Genomic DNA, 19,027 nt, shown 5'->3' with positions numbered 1-19,027 from the left:
GTAATGAATGGCGCCTATTCTACTTGAGATACGATTTCGGTTCCATGCCAAATCCGGTCGGTTATGATTTTTCGCACTGCGGCGACTTTTCCCATTCGCATACCCAATCCGGTAACGCCTCGGGTAACATCGGCCTGGCGATGGCATAGCCCTGCGCCAGTTCACATCCCATCGCCAACAGGGCTTCAAAATGCGCTTCGGTTTCCACCCCTTCGGCAATCACTTCGCGATCGAACGCCTGGGCCAGTTTCAAAATTCCGTCCACGATGGCTCGGTCATCCGAATCCATCAGCATGTCGCGGATAAAGGTTTGGTCAATCTTGATGATTTTGGCCGGCAGGTGGCGCAAGTAAGTCAGGGAGGAATAACCGGTGCCGAAATCATCCAATGCAAAATGCACGCCCAGTTCATGGCATTCCCAGATCAACAGACTGACATTGACGACGTCTTCCAGCGCACTGGTTTCCAAAATTTCGATTTCCAATGTAAACGGCGGCAAAGCCGGATAATCCGCCACGTATTCGCGTAACGTTTCCATGAAATCGCGATGTTGGATGAAGTAGGCGCCGATATTGACACTCACATTGATGTGCATGCCTTGTTCATGCCATATATTCGCTTGCTTCAACGCCGTGCGCAACACCCATTTATCCAGTTCGATACTCAGAGGCAAACCGTCCACGCTGGGCAGAAAATCGGCGGGCATCAGCAGGCCTTTCTCCGGATGCGGCCAACGCACCAAGGCCTCGACACCAATCACCCGACCTTCCTTGATATTGACCTTGGGCTGAAAGTGCAATTCCAACTGATTGTGTTCAATGGCATCGGCCATTTCGCGCTGGATGCGACTTTGCGACTTGACCATCGAATCGTGGCTGACATCAAAGAAATGGTAACGGTTCTTGCCTTCCTGCTTGGCCTGATACATGGCTTGGTCGGCATGGCGCATCAATTGGTCGGCATCGCCCTGGTCATCCGGATAGAAAGTCACACCGATACTGGCGGACACCGTCAAACTATGCCCCTGAACTTCAACCGGATCGGAAGCGGCCACCAACAGCCGGTCCAAAATTTCCTCACAGTCCTGAATCCCTTCCAGATTGGCCAGCACCGCCACAAATTCATCGCCCCCAATTCGAGCCAGCGTGTCCTCTTCTCGTAAAGCGATTCGCATCCGCTTGGACACCTCCACCAGCAAATCGTCGCCAATGTCGTGCCCGAAGGAATCATTGATCGCTTTGAACTGATCCAGGTCGATAAACAACACCGCCAGATAACCGCCATGACGGTTAATGATGAGCATGGCCTGATTCAACCGGTCGGCCAACAATGAGCGGTTCGGCAGTTGCGTCAGCACATCGTAATGGGCAATGTGTTCGAGTTGCTGTTGTTGCTCTTTCAATGAGGTTATGTCGGTGAACAGGCCGACGTAATTCTGGATGGAGCCGTTGCTGTCTTTAATGGCACTGATGGTGATGAGCTGAGCGTAAATCGAACCGTTCTTGTCACGGTTCCACATTTCACCGGTCCAGTGCCCTTTCTCGAACAGGGTTTTCCACATGGTATTGTAGAATTCTTTGGGCTGACGCCCTGAGCTGAGAATGTTCGGATTTTTCCCGATCACTTCGTCACGTTCGTAACCGGTAATCAGCGTAAAGCCGCGATTGACGTCGATAATCAATCCGTTCTTATCGGTGATGGTGATGCCTTCTCGCGCATGCGTGAATACACTGGCGGCGAGATTCAAACGGGCTTCGGCGGCACGTTTATCGGAAATATCTTCATAACTGATGACCAGATCATACTGAGGATGATCCAACGGCGTGGCGTTGACGTTCAGCCAGGTACTGCCGTCCATGCGTCGAACTTCCATCAACTGATTTTTGATGGTTGTGTGATCCTGTAAAGCACGAACACTGGCATACTCATCCGGCGGCATCGGGGTACCGTCTTCCCGATAAATCTGCCATACGTCATCGTCATAACGCCGCGAGGTATGCTCTTCTCGGGTAATACCCAACAGTTTTTCCGACGCGGAATTGCATTCTAAAATATGTCCGTCACGATCGGTCAGGGAAATGCCAATCGGCAGTATTTCAAAAATGGTTCTCAAGCGCTCTTCATTCATGGCAATCATATCTTCGACCTGCTTACGGTCGGAGACATCCATGTGCATCCCCACCATCCGGGTCGGATGGCCTTCATCGTCGCGCTCGACCACCTGCCCGCGCGATTCGATCCAAAGCCAGTCGTTGTCCACCGTCGCAAGCCGATACTCAACACTGTAGGTATCTTTATCCTCCAAATGCGCTTGCAAGCGCTCCACCGCGTGACAGTCATCCGGGTGCAACATCTGCCGCCATTTCTCGAAGCTGACTTTAAACGCATTTTCTTTAAAACCGAGCATGGTATAAGAACGTGCATCCCAAAGCATGACGTCATTGACGATGTCCCAATCCCATTGCCCGATATTGCTGGCTTCCAAAATCAGATTGAGACGCTGGTCTTTTTCCGCCAACTGGCGTTCCTGACGCTTACGCAAGGAAATATCCCGCGCCAGCACCACAAACCTTGGTGTTTCGGTCACATCCAACGGCGTTTTCCGTGACACGGACAGTTCGTAATATCGCCGTCCATCTTCAAAATCCAGTGCGTACTGTAATCCGAAGGATTGACCGGATTTATGGGCATTGTGCAAAGCCGTCATAATCACAATCGCCGGTTTTTCAGGTAAAACCGCTTCAACCGTCTTATTCAAAAACACATCCGGCGTCACATAAAGATGATCTGCTTCCGCCGAATGATAACTGAGAATCACGCCATTCAGGTCCACCTCAAACAACAAATCCGGCAAGGCATCGAATGTCGCTTTCAGCTCATTTCGTGCCGTTTCCAGTGCCAACTGTGAGGCTTTCAATTCAGAAATATCCTGAACCAACCCCAAGTATCCGATCACATCACCCGCTTCATTCAAGATATTGGAGGCATACAGGCTGACTAAAAAACGAGAGCCGTCTTTACGAATATAGGTCCACTCGCTTTGACGATGTTGATTGCCTTCCAACTGCTGGACAAAGACACCAAAGCCGTTCACCGGGCGCCCCAATAGACGCGAAAGCACGCCTTGTTGCGCCTTCACTTCCTCCTTGTCATGAAATTTCAACGGCGTGACTTTGCCGATGATTTCATCCGCGCGATACCCCAACAGCTTTTCGGCACCATGGTTGAAAGCCGTAATCATCCCCTCAGTATCCGTCGCGATAATGCCAATCCCGGTGGCTGAATTCATGATATTAGTCAGCAGTGAAGCCACACCGTTTAAAGACTTTTGCAGTTTTTGACGCCGGTGCATCACCCACAGCAACAACAAAATCAAGAGCGCCTGAATCAGAATGCCCGCCACCAGAATCCAGGTTTGGCGCGCATAGGAGGCTTCAAGCTCCTGACGCTGGGCATCGACCATTTCTTCCAAACGGGTTTGGTAGTGCCAGAAATCTTCCGTCTTCTCGCGCAGGGGGGTCATGTCGTGAACCATGGACAGCAGCAAGGTGCGTCCATTGAAATCATAGGGTTCGGAATGGACTTCGACCGTACGAATTTCACCGTCCGCCAGCTCATGGCGGAAAATGAAATAATTACGGCCTTCGGATTTCGCCAGGCGGCGCTCTTCGGCGACTTGCTCCGGAGTCAGTTGATTGATTTCTTGAATGGTCATCCGCTGAAGTTGCGGAATGGAATAGCCGTAGAATTTGGCCGCGGCAGCGTTAGCTTCGACAATGTCGCCATTGGCCGGATCAATCAGCAACATGACAGAACCGCTGTCTTGGAAAAAGGCTTGAAACGTTGGATGCGCCTTCACCGCCCAAGATGCCATCAACATCCATGCGGCCAGCCATAACACACTAAATCGTTTGAGCGACATTTGCATCCATTAAGTCCCTCTTGCCTTCTGATAAACGGCTTCGGTCGCCATGACAGCCTCCCGCGCGTCATGGCAACCTCTCCTGATTTTATTCTAACGCAACGGCTCAGGCTTGCCTAACATTTCTCTTAATGGCCGGATATACAAAACAATCCGTAACGCACTTCCGGGGTGGTCTTCTCACGGTGGCACACCCAACCGTCGGGCAAGGTCGGCCAGTCCAGCGCTTTTTCCTGTTCCAAATACAGCCAGGCCTGGTCGTTTTTCAAATACTGCCCGGCAAACAGCTTATCCACCGCCGGCTGCATCAACCCTTGATGGAACGGCGGATCCAGAAACACCATGTCAAACAGTTGTCTGGCAGGTTGTTCCAACCAAACCAAACTGTCGGCTTGCACCACCTCGGCGTTCTTGGCTTGCAGTGTCGCCACATTCTGCTTGAGCTGCTCGGCATTCGACTTGGACAACTCCAAAAAAGTCACCGCGGCCGCGCCACGGGACAAGGCCTCAAACCCCAGTCCACCGGACCCGGCAAATACATCCAGGCAATGTGCACCCTCCACATCAAACTGCAACCAGTTGAACAGTGTTTCCCGCACCCGGTCGGATGTCGGCCGCAAGCCTTGCGCATCCAACACCGGTAGCTTACGCCCCCGCCAGTCACCGCCGATAATACGGACAGCGCCCATCTGCACGGATTTTTTGCCAGCTTGTCGGCCCTGAGAACCATGTGTGCGTCGTTTTTTCGTCATTTTGTTAAGCCAGTATCGTTATCTTTCCCGCCCATGATAACCAACTCTCACCAGGTCTGCGACTAAAAGCCCGAAAAACACCTCGGTTTGACAAACCCTCCCCATCATTAGTAAGGTGGGCACAGGGAGTTGAAACCGCTTCTTTCATAGAAGCGGCCTTTACACGCACGAAATTGATCCGACGAGGTGAAAGATGAGTACGAGTAACAAACAAGCTTATCAAGCGAAACTCCAAGCCCAACTGGATGAGTGGTCCGCCAATATTGATGCTTTGGAAGCCAAAGCCAGACAAGCCGATGCGCAGGCCCGCATCGACCTTCAAGCGGACATCGACACGCTCAAAACCTATCAACATCAAGCTGAGGCCAAACTGGCCGAACTCAAAACCGCGGGCGACCAGGCCTGGCAAGATCTCAAACAAGGCATCGAGCAAGCACACGACAACCTAAAGCGGGCGTTACAGGCGGCCACTGACCGTTTTTAAACATCAGCAGTCAAAACCACCGCTGGAAAGATTCGAAAGGCTTTCCGGATGCTAACCGCTTAAATTCCAACCGTTTAAATAGCCGAAGCAGGGCCGGGCAAAACCACCGGGTTGCGGTTGACTCGATTCATCCCGGCCATCGCTAACCATGACAAACCGTATTGGACAAGTCAAAGGAGGCACCATGCAACACTCAACCCGTTACCAAACCACAAAAACGCTGTCTCATACATTAAACCAGCGCCAAACCCGCAAAAGTTTGAAGCGCTCAATAAAGCCCAACATCTCACAATCAGCTTCCGGCCGACAGGGACGTCGGCACTTGAAGCGCCTTTTACACCCTGTATCGGAAGACCCCTGACCCAACACGCCGCAGCTCTGATCACTCGCGGCAAAGGAGGAATGAGATGAAAAAAATGTTTGAACTCATCATCAGCATCAGTTACTCCGCCGCCGCATTAGTGTTATTCGCCATGGCCTTCACCACTATCGGCTGGTCGATTTACGAAGTCGTGTCCGAAGTGGACAACGACAACCTATTGGACGGCGAATTTGTGTCGATGATGTTGCAGGCCGTCGGCGCCACCGTCATTTCGGTGGCGATTATCGACGTCGCCAAGTACATGATTGAAGAAGAGGTCTTTCGCAATAAGGAGTTGCGTTCGCCGGTTGAAGCACGCCAGACCATCACCAAAGTGATTGTCATTCTGTCGATTGCGGTCGGCATTGAAGGCTTGGTGTTCATTTTCAAAGCCGGGATTCAGGACATTACCTTATTGGTCTATCCGACGACATTGGTGCTCGCCGCGGTGGTTCTGATCGTCGGCCTGGGGGTTTACCAGAAATTGAGCGCGACCGTTGAGAAAGAAACCTAAGGAACCGGCGCGCGTTCAACGCGCGTCTTATCAATCTTCGCTCGCTGACACCTGGTTTTTACCGTTGCGCTTGGCACGATACAGGTTGCGGTCAGCTCGGTCCACGCACTCGTTGACCGACTCTCCGGCGTGGTATTGCGCCACCCCCAAACTGAAGGTCAAGCGTATGTCTTGCGAAAATTCAGTCGTCTCAATCGCCGCCCGCACCTTTTCAGCCAGTTGCGAGGCTTGATGCAAATCGGTTTCCGGGCAAATCAAAATGAACTCCTCTCCGCCCCAACGTCCGAAAGTATCGGTCTTCCGCACCAGATGGTGGATGGTTTCAACACTCTTGACCAACACTTCATCCCCGACCAGATGGCCGTAAGTGTCATTGACTCGCTTGAAATCGTCCAAATCCATCATCACCAGACTGAGCTTCGAATGATAACGATCCACTCGCTCCACTTCGGCATCCAAAACCTGATCCAGGTATTGACGGTTATAAATTCCGGTCAAGTGATCCGTCACCGACAGAACCGACAACTTCTCATTGGAGGCGCGAAGCTCGTCTTGAGTATGTCGCAACTTGCGGTTAAAGAAAATAAACACCGCCAATAACAATAAAACCGGCGCGAGGATGAGCAACAGCTGTGTCCAACTGTATTCTTTCTTGTAATTGATCTGAAGCCAACTGTTGGTCATTTCGACATAACGTGGTTTCGGTATTTGTTGCAACACCTTTTGAAAAATGCTCAAAAGTTCCGGCCAGTCCTGGCGAACGCCCATGGCGATATTGGCGTGGAACGGCATTTCCCCGGAAATCTGCAAATTGGTCAGACCGTACTTTTTGATGTGATAGCCAATCACCGCAACATTATCGACGTAACCGAACACATCCCCGTTGGCGACGGCTTCCAAACCTTCTTTGGCATTATCGACCAACTTCAATGCCACATCCGGAAACACACTGTGTAATTTTTCATGCGCCGCATAATTCTTGACCACGGCAATGGTTTTGGAGCGCAACTGGTTGAAATTGGCGATATAAGGCACCCCATCCCGCGTCGCCACCACCATCGGAAACTTCAAGTAAGCTTGCGTGAAGTTCATATAGGCCTTGCGCTCCTCGGTCTCAATCACCGCCGGCAACACATCCTGCCGATGCGCCTTGAACTCGGCCAAGACTTCCGGCCACTTCAAATGCAGTGACGGCACGAATTCCAAGCCGGTACGCTGTGATATAAAATCCAGAAACTCGGGCGTAATGCCGGAATACTGCCCTTGTTCGTTCACGAACTCAACCGGAGCATAAGCGCGATCAACACCGATACGAATCACCGGATGTTGCTTGATCCACTCTTTTTCGCGCTGTGTTAATTGAAGTGTTTCATCCTCCGGCCGATAAATGCCTTTTTGCAAATCCACCGAGCCTTTCAACAGCCCTTGTTTCTGGAACAAGTCGGCAATGTATCGAAGCCGCCCTTCGTTTAAAGTGCCGATGGGCACACTATTCAAGTCCATCACGCTTTCAATCACCCGCGCTTCAAACATCAGGTGCTGAAAGGATTTTTTCAAGCCGTACTGTTTCAGGATATAGCGCGCCATTTCCTCTTGATGCGCCATCGCATACTGCCAACCTTTAATGGTCGCCCGGCGCATTTTGGCAACCCGTTCCGGATGCTGTTCGACCTCATCCCGCGTGGTGAATAACATATCACCATACAAATCGATGCCATAGTTCATCGGGTTAATGACATCGTAGGGCACACCGTTTTTCTTGAAGAAGTAAGCTTCATTCGCCAGGTAACCGGCATAGGCGTCCACTTCCTTACGCACCAGCATGATAGGCGATTTATCGATAATCACCCGATCCATCACGGGTTTGACGCCCAGCTCCTCCAGCATCGCCAAAATCGCCAAACCGTCCGTGTCTTTTTTATAAAAGGCCAGTAATTTATCGTTTAATTTATAAGGGCTGTCCAACCCGGAAGACTTGAGGGTAAACAGGACTTGTGGAGAATGCTGAAAAATCGGCGCAACGATCACGATGGGTTTTTGGCGGGATTGATACAACAATAAGATACTGTCGGACACTCCATATTGCGCGTCGCCCTTCAAGACCTGTTCGATGTTGTTTTCCAACAGGTCACGAGGATGTAGCGCAACCTCCAAACCTTCGTCTCGATAATAACCTTGCTTCTGCGCCGCGTAATATCCGGCAAACTGAAACTGATGGCGCCACTTGAGTTTGACGGTGACTTTTTCCAGCTTAGGACCGGACGACACCGGTAGGGTATTGTCCGCCGACACCGGTAGGGAGAAAAACAAGGATGAAATGACAAAGGCCAATACCGCTTGGATTATCGCCCCCCTTAACCACTGCCATGTTCGGGGCCTGTTCAGGCATGTCACCTCTACCACTGAAGTCATCCGTTTTTATCTATTATCAATATTCTTTATATGATAAACCGAACCGGCTTGCTGCACCAGCTCGGCGACAGAAAAACCTTAAAATTGAATTGGTTAAATCCGGCGTTCAACCACCTGAAAATTCGGTTTCAAAACAAGGCTAGCCAATGTAACAATGGCACCAACGTTGGAAGCACAATGGCCGTCAACACCGCCGAAAGCGCCATGGCCAAGCCGGAGAAGGCACCCATTTCCGAACTGATTTGAAAACTGCGCGCGGTACCGATGCCATGTGCGGTTACCCCCATGGCGACTCCCTTGATGCTGTCGTCTCGAATGCCCAACCACTGAAACACCTTCAGACCAATCACGGCACCGAGAATACCGGTTACCACCACCAATACGGCCGTCAACGACGGTAAGCCTCCGATCTTTTCGGAAATCCCCATTGCAATCGGCACCGTTACAGACTTTGGCGCCAGCGACAATAAGGTTTCCAGGCTCGCGCCGGTAACGTGCGCAATGGCAATCGAACTGATTGCCCCCGTCAACACCCCGGCCAACAAACCGAACGTCACCGGCAACCAGATTTTTTTCAATTTCGGGAACTGCTGATACAGGGGAATCGCCAGCGCCACGGTCGCCGGCCCCAACAAGAAATGAATGAACTGCCCGCCTTCGAAGTAGGCTTCGTAATCCATCTCGGACAGGGTTAAAAATACGATCAGTAAGCCGATGGCGGTAATAACCGGATGCAGCAGGACATTTCGGTTCATACGCTCATACAACTTCAGCGCTAAGGTGTAGGCCACCAACGTCATCGTCAAACCGGTCAACGGCGAAGCCGACAGGTAGACCCAGAGATAAGTCAAATCACTTTCCGCCATCACCCGCCGCCTTTTTCGCCAATCGTTTTTGCGACCATTGCATCACCCACCACATGGTCAGGGCGGTTGTCACCATCGTAATCACGGTGCTGAGCAACAGCGTCAAACCGATGGGCAGCCATTCGCTGGCAATACGGTGAAAATACACCATAATGCCGACCCCGGCCGGCACAAACAGTAACGACAAGTGACTCAACAAACCGTCGGACACCTCATCCAACGCTTCGGAGCTGCGCCCTCGCCACAGTAGTGAGGCAAACAACAGCATCATGCCGATGACCGGCCCGGGCACCGGCAGATTCAATACAATCGCCAACGATTCGCCTACAAGCTGAAAAATCAGCAACCAAGTTATTCCGTATAAAAACTTCATTTTCGATTTCCAAACCTTTCCATGAATCCATCTCGTGCAAAGCTCTCATTATAACTTTCAAGACGAATTGACACAGTTTTGGAATAAAAAAAACCGCCAGGCCTGGCGGTTTAAACAACGGAAAGCTTAAGTGGTCACTTTTCGATCGGTTTCACATTCGGTTCGCCGACCATCAACGTCAGCATTTTGTTTGGATGGATATGCTTACGCCAGGCTTCAAGGACGTCTTCCTTGGTCAGTTCCGCCATCTTTTTCGGAAAACGCTCCAAGTAATCCAGCGGCAAATCGTAAAAGCCGATCATCGCAATGTATCCGGCGATTTTTGAATTGCTATCGATGCGGAGCGGAAAGCCACCAATCAGGTTACTTTTAATTTCGGCCAACTTCTCATCCGGAAAATCCTTCATAAACTGCGCCAACGTTTGTTTGACGACTTCATCCGCTTCTTTGGCCGAAGCGTTTTTGGTGGACAAGCCGATTTGGAATGGCCCCGGCACTTTCATCGGATAAAAGCCACTCGACACCCCATACACCAAGCCGCGTTTCTCACGCACTTCTTCCATCAACAAAGAACCGAAGCCGCTACCTCCCAACAGATGGTTGCCGAGAAAGAGCGCATAATAGTCCGGGTCTCCGCGCTCCACACCCAGTTGCGCCAAGGTATAGTACGTCTGGGTCGAGCCGAAACGGATGATTTTCGCCTGAGCTTTATCCAGCGGCTTAGGTTGCGGCAACGCCGCCGCTTTTTCGCCGGTCGCCAAGGAACGGGTCAAATCTTCCACCATTTGCTCGGCCTGCTTGCGATCCACCGCGCCGACAATGGTCACTTGCGCATTGGCGGCCACATAATAACGTTTGTAAAAGGCTTTTAAGTCCTCGACCGTCAAGGCCTCGACCGTTTTCAAGGTGCCCGGTACCGGATGAGCGTATGGGTGGTCGCCGTAGAGCTTGGCCCAGAGTTCATCCGACAACATCGCTTGCGGCTTGACGGTTTTTTGCTTCAAACCGGTCATCAGACGCGCTTTTTCACGCGCCATAATGTTTTGGCGAAACACCGGTTGTCCGACGATTTCGGCAAACAACGTCATCGCCGGCGTCAAAATTTCCGACCGCGTCAGACTGCGTAAATGAATGCTGGCGGAATCGCGCCCTGCATTGGAACCGATTTGCACGCCCAAGTCGTTAAAGGCTTCGGAGATCTGATTTTCGTCATGCTCCGGCGTCGCCGTGCCCAATAAATTCGAGGTAAAGGAGGCGACGCCCCATTGGTCGCCGTCTCGTGCCGAACCGGCATCGAACATTAATTCCACATCCACCATCGGCAGTTGCGGCGCATGGACGTACATCACCTTGGTGCCTTTGGCGGTCTGCCAAGTTTGAATATCGACTTTCGCCCAGGCCTGGGTACTTAACAAGCAGGCAAACGCGAATGCCCACACGGTCAGTTGCTTCATTCTCGTCACTATCGAACCCCTCCTTCCATCACCGGTACACTCGGGGTTTGCACGCCTTCCCCGTTCGGCAGCAAGGTCGCCACCGTGACTTTATCGCGCGTCAGGTATTTTTTCGCCACGGCTTGCACCGCCTCCGGCGTGACCTGACGTAAATTTTCCACCCAGTTATCGTAGGTTTCGGTCGGCAATCCGATGCTGACCAGCGAGCCCAAAATCATCGCTTGAGATTGAATCGAATCCTGGTGAAACACATACTGGGCTTCACTTTGCGCCAGCACCCGTTTCAGTTCGTCTTCGGAAATCGGCTGTTGTTGCAACTGCTCGATTTGCTCCCAAAGCGCGGCTTCGGCTTCTTCCAGCGTTTTCCCTTCAGAAGGCGTGATATTCACCATAAACAGGCTTTCCAGACGGCTGGTTTCATCGTAACTGGCGCCGGCGGAGACCGCGACTTTCGAACCACGCACCAAGTGGCGCGGCAAACGCGCGCTGTCACCGCCGTCCAAAACACTGTTCAACACCGAAAGCGCATAGACTTCCTGACTGTCTTTAGCCGTCACCAACGATGGCGCATGGAAGCCCATAATCAAGCTCGGCGATTTGGTCGCGCCCTTCATCTGAATGCGGCGCTCGCCTTCCTGTTCGATTTCCACACGCGGTTTTGGCGGGGTAATGGTTTCCGGCTTATGCGCGCCGTAATAGCGTTTCGCCCATTCGTAGACCTGCTTCGGGTCGACGTCACCGACCACCACCAAGGTGGCGTTATTCGGCGCATACCACTGTTGATACCATTGCTGTAAGTCGTCGACCGTATAGGCACGGATGTCCGACATCCAGCCAATAACCGGATGATGCTGCGGACTGTTCACATAGGCCGACGCTTTGAACAATTCATAGAGTTTGGAACCCGGGCGGTCTTCAACACGCCAGCGGCGCTCTTCGGTCACCACATCACGCTCTTTTTGAAACTCCTCGTCTTTAATGACTAGGTTGCGCATGCGGTCCGATTCCAACTCCATGACTTTTTCCAGATTCTGGGTGCCGACGACCTGATAGTAAGCGGTGTAGTCATTCGACGTAAAAGCGTTATCCTGACCGCCCAACTTCGACACGACTTTGGAGAATTCACCCGGTTCCAACGACTCCGTCCCTTTGAACATCATGTGCTCCAGCATATGCGAAATGCCGGTAATGCCACCGTATTCATAATTGGAACCGACCCGGTACCAGACCTGCTGTACCACAACCGGCGCACGATGATCTTCTTTGACCAGCACTTGCATGCCGTTGTCGAGTTTGAACTTCGATATACTGGCGTGAACCGGCCATGCCAACGCCATCACCAGACCGAATAATCCAATTCTCACCATAGGGGAATCTCCTAAAATTAAACGAATTTCATTTATAATAACGTAATTGATTGCCGCAAGTATTGACGAAGCTTTAAAACAGGAAGCGACATGTTCAGTTTTTTAAAACGCAAAGACAAACCATCATCCGACGAAACCCAGCCAAACGATTCAACCAGCCTCCCGGAAAATCCGGACACATCCATCGAAGCCCCCAATCCGGTCGAGACAATCGACGAGATGCCGGCAGCACCATCCGATAAAGCGGAAGATGCGGACGAAACGCCTCGCAAACCCGGCCTGTTCACCCGGCTGAAAAACAGCCTGAGTAAAACGCGTCGTAACTTTACCGACAGTCTGTCAACCTTGGTTATGGGGCGCAAAGAAATCGATGCGGATTTACTGGATGAGCTGGAAATGATTCTACTCACCGCCGATGTGGGTGTCGAAGCCACCGACAAAATCATCCAAAACCTGACGGACCAAGTCTCACGCAAAGAGCTTAAAGAACCCGAAGCGTTAATTCAAGCACTAAAAAGCCAATTGGAAGCGTTATTGGAACCGGTTTCACAGCCTCTGAGCCTTTCAAACGACGACGGGCCCTTTGTGATTTTAATGGTCGGCGTCAACGGCGTCGGCAAAACCACCACCATTGGCAAGCTGGCGAAAAAATTCCAAAACGAAGGTAAGTCCGTAATGCTGGCGGCCGGGGACACCTTCCGCGCCGCCGCTGTAGAACAACTGGAAACCTGGGGCGAACGCAACCAAGTGCCAGTCATTGCCCAGAAAACCGGAGCCGATTCCGCCGCCGTCATTTTCGACGCCATTCAATCCGCCACCGCGAAAAAAGTCGATGTCCTCATTGCCGATACCGCCGGACGCTTACACACCCAATCCAACTTGATGGAAGAACTGAAAAAGGTCAAGCGCGTCATTCAAAAGGTCAACCCCAACGCACCACACGAAGTCATGCTGGTACTCGATGCCGGCACCGGGCAAAATGCCTTGAGCCAAGCACAGCAATTCCATGAAGCGGTTGATTTGACTGGATTGACCCTGACCAAACTGGACGGCACCGCCAAAGGGGGGATTGTCTTCGCTCTGGCCGAACAACTCGGCATTCCGGTTCGTTTTATTGGGGTCGGCGAAGCAATTGACGACTTGCGACCTTTCCAAGCCGATGAATTTGCTGAAGCGCTGTTCGATCAGACCGATAGCTGATTTCCATGAACCTGCCGGACACGGATAACGCCCATTACCATTACGCCTTTAAAAAAGGCTATCGCCTGGCCTTGGATGGTAAACCCATGTCGCACATGCCCAGCAGCATCCGCCGGGATGCCGCTTTACGGGAATACTTTCAAATGGGCTGGAACCAACTGCAGGAAGAGGTCGCCAACGGCGAAGAGGACGATGCCAAAACACCTTGGCGAAGTCGTTTTGCCTGGTTCATGATGATGATGCTCGCCGGCATCGGCACCGCATCACTGATGATTACGCAAATCAACGACAAAAAAGCCGAACAACAAGCACGTATCGATGCCCCGGCGAATGCTGAAACCGCCAGGCCTGGCGAGAATACCGCTTCCACGGCCCCAGAAGTGAAATCGGAGCCATCTCCCGAACCCACCACTGACACCGCCATGAATACCGCGGATTTAAGTCTAATCGAAACCGCACCAGCCAACTCAACTTCTTTGCCTGAAATACCTTCTCCAGAAGCCATGACACCCAAAGCGCCCACCGAACCATCACCTTCGCTTCCAGAGAAAACAGAGGCAACAAACGATGGTTTGTCATTGCTCTCCCATCAGGCACGGCAAGATTTAGCCCAAACGCGTGAAGAAGTCCTTTATAATCAATCGGAAAAACGCGTTTCCATGGCTCCGGTTCAAGCCAGCGACATTCGAATTGAACAAGCCGTTTTGGCTGAAGAGGTGTCGAACCTGACACCAACTCAACCGCTTGGCCCCTTCGTACCGAAGTATGTACGGAAAGTGTTTTTCTTTACCCAAGTCGACCATGCCGCCGACCAGACGATATACCATCGTTGGATTTACAAAGACCGGGTGATGGCCACGGTGCCGTTGAAAATCACCAGCCAACGCTTCCGAACCTGGTCCAGCAAGCGCCTGAGCAGTGCCTGGCCGGGACAATGGCATGTCGAGGTATTGGATAACCAAGAACAAGTCATCTATCGATACTCGTTCAATTACATAACAGAAAGCGAGAGACCGTAAGCACCATGATTCGTCAGATTAAACCCGCCTTGATCTTCTTTGCACTCATTGGATTGGCCGGTTGCTCCAGCAACCCGCCAAAAGAAACCCACGATAACATTTGCTATATTTACGATCACGATTCCGACTGGGAAGAAGCCGCGCACGACTCGGCCAAGAAATGGGGCACACCGGAATACATTCTGATGGCGTTTATCCACCAGGAATCCCGTTTCACACACGATGCCCAACCACCACGGGAGTATGCATTGGGATTAATTCCGTTACCGAGAAGCTCATCCGCTTACGGATACTGCCAAGCGCAGGACCCGGCTTGGTACGATTACCAAAAAGCCACCGGAAACTGGTCGGCACGCCGCACTGACATTGAGGACTCCCTCGACTTTATCGGTTGGTACAACTATCAATCTTACAAGCGCAACGGCATTTCACGAAACGACCCTTACAACCTTTACCTGGCCTATCACGAAGGCCAAGGCGGTTACTCCCGCAAGACCTATCAAAATAAGACCTGGCTGAAGAAAGTCGCCTATAAAGTCACTAAACGCTCAATGCTGTACAAAAAACAGTTACAAGTCTGTGACAAGCTTGCTGTAACGACTCCGGCACCGAAGCCCAAGAAGGCTGAACCGGTCGTTCAAAACCGTACTCAACAAGCCAAGAGCCGAGGAGAATGCAATGCGCCTTGGCCTTACTGTTAAATTGCCAGAGCGTCAAAAAACAGATACAAAAAAGCCGCTTTTCAGCGGCTTTTTTGTACACTCGATCTCCGCGCAATAACGCGTCTCGATTATCCTTGGTATTTTTCAAAGACCAGAGATGCGTTGGTTCCACCGAAACCAAAGCTGTTACTCATCATCCGCGTCAACCCGGCATTTTCTTCAAGTGCCGTCACGATTGGCATCCCTTCACATTCCGGATCCATGGTCTCGATGTTAACCGATGGTGCGATGAAATCGTTTTCCAGCATCATCAAGCTGTAAATGAACTCATGTACTCCCGCTGCACCCAAAGAGTGGCCGGACAATGACTTGGTTGAACTGATTTTCGGCACTTTGGCACCGAATACATCACGAATCGCCGCGGCTTCTTTGGTATCGCCCACCGGGGTGGACGTTCCATGCGGGTTGATGTAATCCACGTCGCCGTTCACTGTCGACAACGCCAGCTCCATGCAACGTACCGCCCCTTCACCGGAAGGGGCAACCATGTCATAACCATCGGAATTGGCACCGTAACCGGTGATTTCCGCATAGATTTTCGCACCACGCGCCAAAGCGTGTTCCAATTCCTCAACCACAACCATACCACCGCCACCGGCGATGACAAAGCCATCACGGTCGGCGTCGTAAGCACGGGAGGCCTTTTCAGGCGTGTCATTATATTTGGTCGACAAAGCCCCCATGGCGTCGAACAAGACCGACATGGTCCAGTGCAACTCTTCACCACCACCGGCAAACACCACATCCTGCTTACCCAGTTGAATCTGCTCAACCGCAGTGCCGATACAGTGTGCCGATGTGGAACAAGCCGAACTGATGGAGTAGTTAATGCCTTGGATTTTGAACGGCGTTGCCAAACAGGCTGACACAGTGCTACCCATGGTACGCGTTACCATATAAGGCCCAATACGCTTAACGCCACGTTCTTTGGCGATGCTGACGGCTTCCGTTGCATTTGAGTTGGAGCCGCCGCCGGAACCGGCTACCAAGCCGGTTCTCGGATTTGAAATTTGATCTTCGGTCAAACCGGAATCTTCCACCGCTTGTTTCATCGCAATGTAAGAGTAAGCAGCGGCATCGCCCATAAAGCGCAGTTGCTTACGATCGATATGCTCTTTGAAATCCAGGTTCTTAACCGCGCCATGAACTTGCGAGCGCATACCGTTCTCTTCGTATTCTGGGGCAAACACAATCCCGGAACGTCCGTTTTTCAAGGAATCCGTGACTTCATCTTTATTGTTTCCAAGGCTGGAAACAATCCCAACACCGGTGATAACAACTCTTTTCATGTTAAAAACTATCCGTATTTGTAAACAATCCGACTTTCAAGTCATCCGCTGAATAAATTTCACGCCCATCCACGAACAAATGAGCATTGGCAATGCCCATATATAACTTACGTTTGATGACCCGCTTGATATCAATCACATATTCGACTTTTTTGGCCTTCGGCAAGACCTGGCCATAAAATTTGACTTCACCGGCGCCTAGCGCACGGCCGCGTCCAGGACCACCGGTCCACCCTAGGTAGAAACCGATCAACTGCCACATGGCATCCAACCCCAGGCAGCCCGGCATGACCGGATCGTTATTGAAGTGGCATTCGAAAAACCACAGGTCTTCAGTTACGTCTAGCTCAGCGCGGATTTCTCCTTTCCCATAAGCCCCACCTTCTTCGGAAATGTGGCTGATACGATCAAACATTAACATCGGTGGCAATGGAAGTTGGGCGTTACCTGGGCCGAATAATTCGCCGCGCCCGCAAGATAAAAGTTCTTCTTTATTATAGCTAGACTGCTTTTCCATGTATTTTCCAAATTGACAAGTTATAAATCCTATTATAACAGTAGTGAGATTTCCATTACAACGCAATTCCCACATACAAAAAAGCCCGCGATTCCCTTTTGGAATGCGGGCTTGGAAGATGGTGCCGACAGAGGGACTTGAACCCCCAACCTACTGATTACAAATCAGTTGCACTACCAATTGTGCTATGTCGGCTGAATGCGGCGTATTATAAATTCTTACCGATTTATGTCAACTGTTTTTTATAAACTTTCGATGACCTCGACCATGCCTTGTAACGTCAGGTCTTCGACATAATCGAACGACTTATCCAGCAGGGGTTCAATGATCGGAAAGTCCCCGCCAGTCCCCACACAATCGAATCGTCGACCGGTTTCCTTTTCCAAGTCTGCCAGAAGAGCGTTCAGATAAGCCGCCACCATATAAAGCGTGCCGCCAGCCACGGCTTCAGCGGTATTGGTGGCCAATAAACCGGAAGACATGGTCTCATCCTTCAGCTGTATCGCCTCGGGTTTCAGTGCGGTTTGGTCCAACAGGCTTTGCTTCATAATCGCCAGGCCTGGCACGATAAAGCCGCCAATGTGCTCTTTTTCAATGACGACATCCACGGTGATCGCCGTCCCGGCATCCACAATAAAGGTTGGCTTATTTTGCCCGGAACAGGCACCGATAATGGCCATCCAACGATCGACTCCAAACGTTTCAAAAGCGTCATAGCCACACTGGATACCACAGCAGTTCGGCTGGGTTGCAAGATACGTCGGATAGAGTTTAAATGCCTGTTGAATCCATTCATTGAACTTCGCATTGGACTCCGAATCCACCACAGAACAGACATACACGGCATCCACATCAACACCCTGTAAACCCAAATCGGTCAACAAGCTGTCTGAAGTCATCTCGGCATGATTGACTGATCCCAGATAGTCGTAACGGCCCTTTTTCAACGAAGCCGCTTTCAGCCGTGTATTTCCCAGTTCAAAAAAAATCAACATTCTTTATCTCACTCATAACGGCCGAATGGAAACCGCACCGGACTGGTAACGTTTCACTCGGCCTTCAATCTCGACCATGGCACATGCCATCTCATCCAACCCGTCGTATCGGCCTGTTTCGGACGAGTCGTTATGATACACAATCACTTCCTGCCCCGGCGTAAAAAAATCATGATTTCGCCATTCGCTCAATTTAAAAACAGGGGGCACATCCACCATGAACAATTCATATAGTGCTACTGAAAACGATTGAAAAAAACGCTCCGAATCCAAATCGTTCACATATTGGGCATCAAATCCGTCACCCGATACCGGAGAACAATTCACACCCACCCCGATAATCAAATAACCTTCCTTACGCGAAGGTGACGGACTGAGCATTTCAATCAGACAGCCTGCCACCTTTTTTCCATCCAGAAAGACATCATTTGGCCACTTAACGGTCAAATTCGTGGCATGAGATGCCCCGGCAATCGATTGTCGTAGCAATAAGGCAATTTGCGCTGAAATAAACGGCATTTCGCCAATACGACCGTCGAAAGGCAGCGCAATTGAAAACGTTAGCGAATCCAACGACTGCGTCCACGCACGGCCTCGCTGGCCATAACCTGCTGTCTGACTGTGCGCACGGCAAAAAATCGGTCCCGTCAACCGCCCCTCGGACAATTCGGTTTTCAGATAACGGTTGGTTGAATCAACTTCGCTTAATTCAATCGTTTGATACAATTCAGACGTAAACGACATACACATCTCTTCAAAACCTGGAACCCCTATTGTATA

General features: G+C 51.1%; 16 protein-coding genes and 1 tRNA gene. 5 read left to right on the top strand and 12 right to left on the bottom strand.

The genetic code is table 11. The annotated features are described in order from the left end of the window. Nucleotides 1-61 precede the first annotated feature (61 nt). Together AYJ59_RS02510 and rsmD are read right to left on the bottom strand one after the other, a co-directional pair. Nucleotides 62-3,928 (bottom strand): bifunctional diguanylate cyclase/phosphodiesterase, encoded by a 3,867-nt coding sequence (locus tag AYJ59_RS02510; protein ID WP_127119238.1) that lies wholly within the window; start codon nucleotides 3,926-3,928, stop codon nucleotides 62-64. Nucleotides 3,929-4,050: 122 nt separating this feature from the next. Next, nucleotides 4,051-4,674: a 16S rRNA (guanine(966)-N(2))-methyltransferase RsmD gene (rsmD, locus tag AYJ59_RS02505; RefSeq protein WP_127119237.1), complete on the bottom strand. Its 624-nt coding sequence runs from the start codon at nucleotides 4,672-4,674 to the stop codon at nucleotides 4,051-4,053. A gap of 193 nt (nucleotides 4,675-4,867) precedes the next feature. On the opposite strand from rsmD, the gene AYJ59_RS02500 reads away from it, so the two are divergent. Together AYJ59_RS02500 and AYJ59_RS02495 are read left to right on the top strand one after the other, a co-directional pair. After that, nucleotides 4,868-5,158, top strand: coding sequence for a coiled coil domain-containing protein (locus AYJ59_RS02500; protein ID WP_127119236.1), 291 nt, complete (start codon nucleotides 4,868-4,870; stop codon nucleotides 5,156-5,158). Between the two features lie 407 nt (nucleotides 5,159-5,565). Further along, complete coding sequence (locus tag AYJ59_RS02495; protein WP_029938884.1) at nucleotides 5,566-6,033, top strand: hypothetical protein; 468 nt, start codon at nucleotides 5,566-5,568, stop codon at nucleotides 6,031-6,033. A gap of 30 nt (nucleotides 6,034-6,063) precedes the next feature. On the opposite strand, the gene AYJ59_RS02490 is transcribed toward AYJ59_RS02495, so the two are convergent. The 5 genes from AYJ59_RS02490 to AYJ59_RS02470 form a co-directional block, all read right to left on the bottom strand. After that, entirely contained in the window at nucleotides 6,064-8,364 is a 2,301-nt protein-coding gene (locus AYJ59_RS02490) for a transporter substrate-binding domain-containing diguanylate cyclase (RefSeq protein ID WP_164730729.1), read from the bottom strand. 209 nt (nucleotides 8,365-8,573) lie between these two features. Then, on the bottom strand, nucleotides 8,574-9,311 hold the full coding sequence (locus AYJ59_RS02485; protein ID WP_029938886.1) for an LrgB family protein: 738 nt from the start codon (nucleotides 9,309-9,311) through the stop codon (nucleotides 8,574-8,576). Then, on the bottom strand, nucleotides 9,298-9,684 hold the full coding sequence (locus tag AYJ59_RS02480) for a CidA/LrgA family protein (protein ID WP_127119234.1): 387 nt from the start codon (nucleotides 9,682-9,684) through the stop codon (nucleotides 9,298-9,300). The genes AYJ59_RS02485 and AYJ59_RS02480 overlap by 14 nt, the downstream gene beginning before the upstream one ends. 134 nt (nucleotides 9,685-9,818) lie before the next feature. Beyond that, the gene (locus tag AYJ59_RS02475) at nucleotides 9,819-11,138 is read right to left on the bottom strand and encodes a M16 family metallopeptidase (RefSeq protein ID WP_127119233.1); all 1,320 of its coding nucleotides are present in this window, start codon (nucleotides 11,136-11,138) and stop codon (nucleotides 9,819-9,821) included. A gap of 8 nt (nucleotides 11,139-11,146) precedes the next feature. Further along, on the bottom strand, nucleotides 11,147-12,505 hold the full coding sequence (locus tag AYJ59_RS02470; protein WP_127119232.1) for a M16 family metallopeptidase: 1,359 nt from the start codon (nucleotides 12,503-12,505) through the stop codon (nucleotides 11,147-11,149). A gap of 90 nt (nucleotides 12,506-12,595) precedes the next feature. Here AYJ59_RS02470 and ftsY point away from each other — a divergent pair, with 90 nt between their 5' ends. From ftsY to AYJ59_RS02455, 3 genes are read left to right on the top strand one after another with little or no spacing between them, the layout of a single operon-like run. Beyond that, nucleotides 12,596-13,705, top strand: coding sequence for a signal recognition particle-docking protein FtsY (gene ftsY / locus AYJ59_RS02465; protein WP_127119231.1), 1,110 nt, complete (start codon nucleotides 12,596-12,598; stop codon nucleotides 13,703-13,705). Nucleotides 13,706-13,710: 5 nt separating this feature from the next. Then, nucleotides 13,711-14,724 carry a DUF2914 domain-containing protein gene (locus tag AYJ59_RS02460; protein ID WP_127119230.1) on the top strand — a complete coding sequence of 338 codons (1,014 nt, stop codon included), beginning with the start codon at nucleotides 13,711-13,713 and terminating at the stop codon, nucleotides 14,722-14,724. Nucleotides 14,725-14,729: 5 nt separating this feature from the next. After that, nucleotides 14,730-15,425: a transglycosylase SLT domain-containing protein gene (locus AYJ59_RS02455; RefSeq protein WP_127119229.1), complete on the top strand. Its 696-nt coding sequence runs from the start codon at nucleotides 14,730-14,732 to the stop codon at nucleotides 15,423-15,425. A gap of 89 nt (nucleotides 15,426-15,514) precedes the next feature. Here the strand turns inward: AYJ59_RS02455 and fabB are convergent, their stop codons facing one another. The 5 genes from fabB to AYJ59_RS02430 form a co-directional block, all read right to left on the bottom strand. Then, nucleotides 15,515-16,735 carry a beta-ketoacyl-ACP synthase I gene (gene fabB / locus AYJ59_RS02450; RefSeq protein ID WP_029938893.1) on the bottom strand — a complete coding sequence of 407 codons (1,221 nt, stop codon included), beginning with the start codon at nucleotides 16,733-16,735 and terminating at the stop codon, nucleotides 15,515-15,517. A gap of 1 nt (nucleotide 16,736) precedes the next feature. After that, the gene (gene fabA / locus AYJ59_RS02445) at nucleotides 16,737-17,252 is read right to left on the bottom strand and encodes a 3-hydroxyacyl-[acyl-carrier-protein] dehydratase FabA (protein WP_029938894.1); all 516 of its coding nucleotides are present in this window, start codon (nucleotides 17,250-17,252) and stop codon (nucleotides 16,737-16,739) included. A gap of 119 nt (nucleotides 17,253-17,371) precedes the next feature. Next, a tRNA-Thr gene (locus tag AYJ59_RS02440) sits at nucleotides 17,372-17,447 on the bottom strand. 47 nt (nucleotides 17,448-17,494) lie between these two features. Continuing rightward, on the bottom strand, nucleotides 17,495-18,247 hold the full coding sequence (locus AYJ59_RS02435; protein WP_127119228.1) for a type III pantothenate kinase: 753 nt from the start codon (nucleotides 18,245-18,247) through the stop codon (nucleotides 17,495-17,497). 12 nt (nucleotides 18,248-18,259) lie between these two features. Further along, complete coding sequence (locus tag AYJ59_RS02430) at nucleotides 18,260-18,991, bottom strand: biotin--[acetyl-CoA-carboxylase] ligase (protein WP_164730728.1); 732 nt, start codon at nucleotides 18,989-18,991, stop codon at nucleotides 18,260-18,262. Nucleotides 18,992-19,027 lie beyond the last annotated feature (36 nt).

The sequence above is a fragment of the Thiomicrospira sp. S5 genome (assembly GCF_003991075.1).
In the GTDB taxonomy this organism is placed as follows: domain Bacteria; phylum Pseudomonadota; class Gammaproteobacteria; order Thiomicrospirales; family Thiomicrospiraceae; genus Hydrogenovibrio; species Hydrogenovibrio thermophilus.
This window is presented reverse-complemented; position numbering and strand designations above follow the sequence as displayed.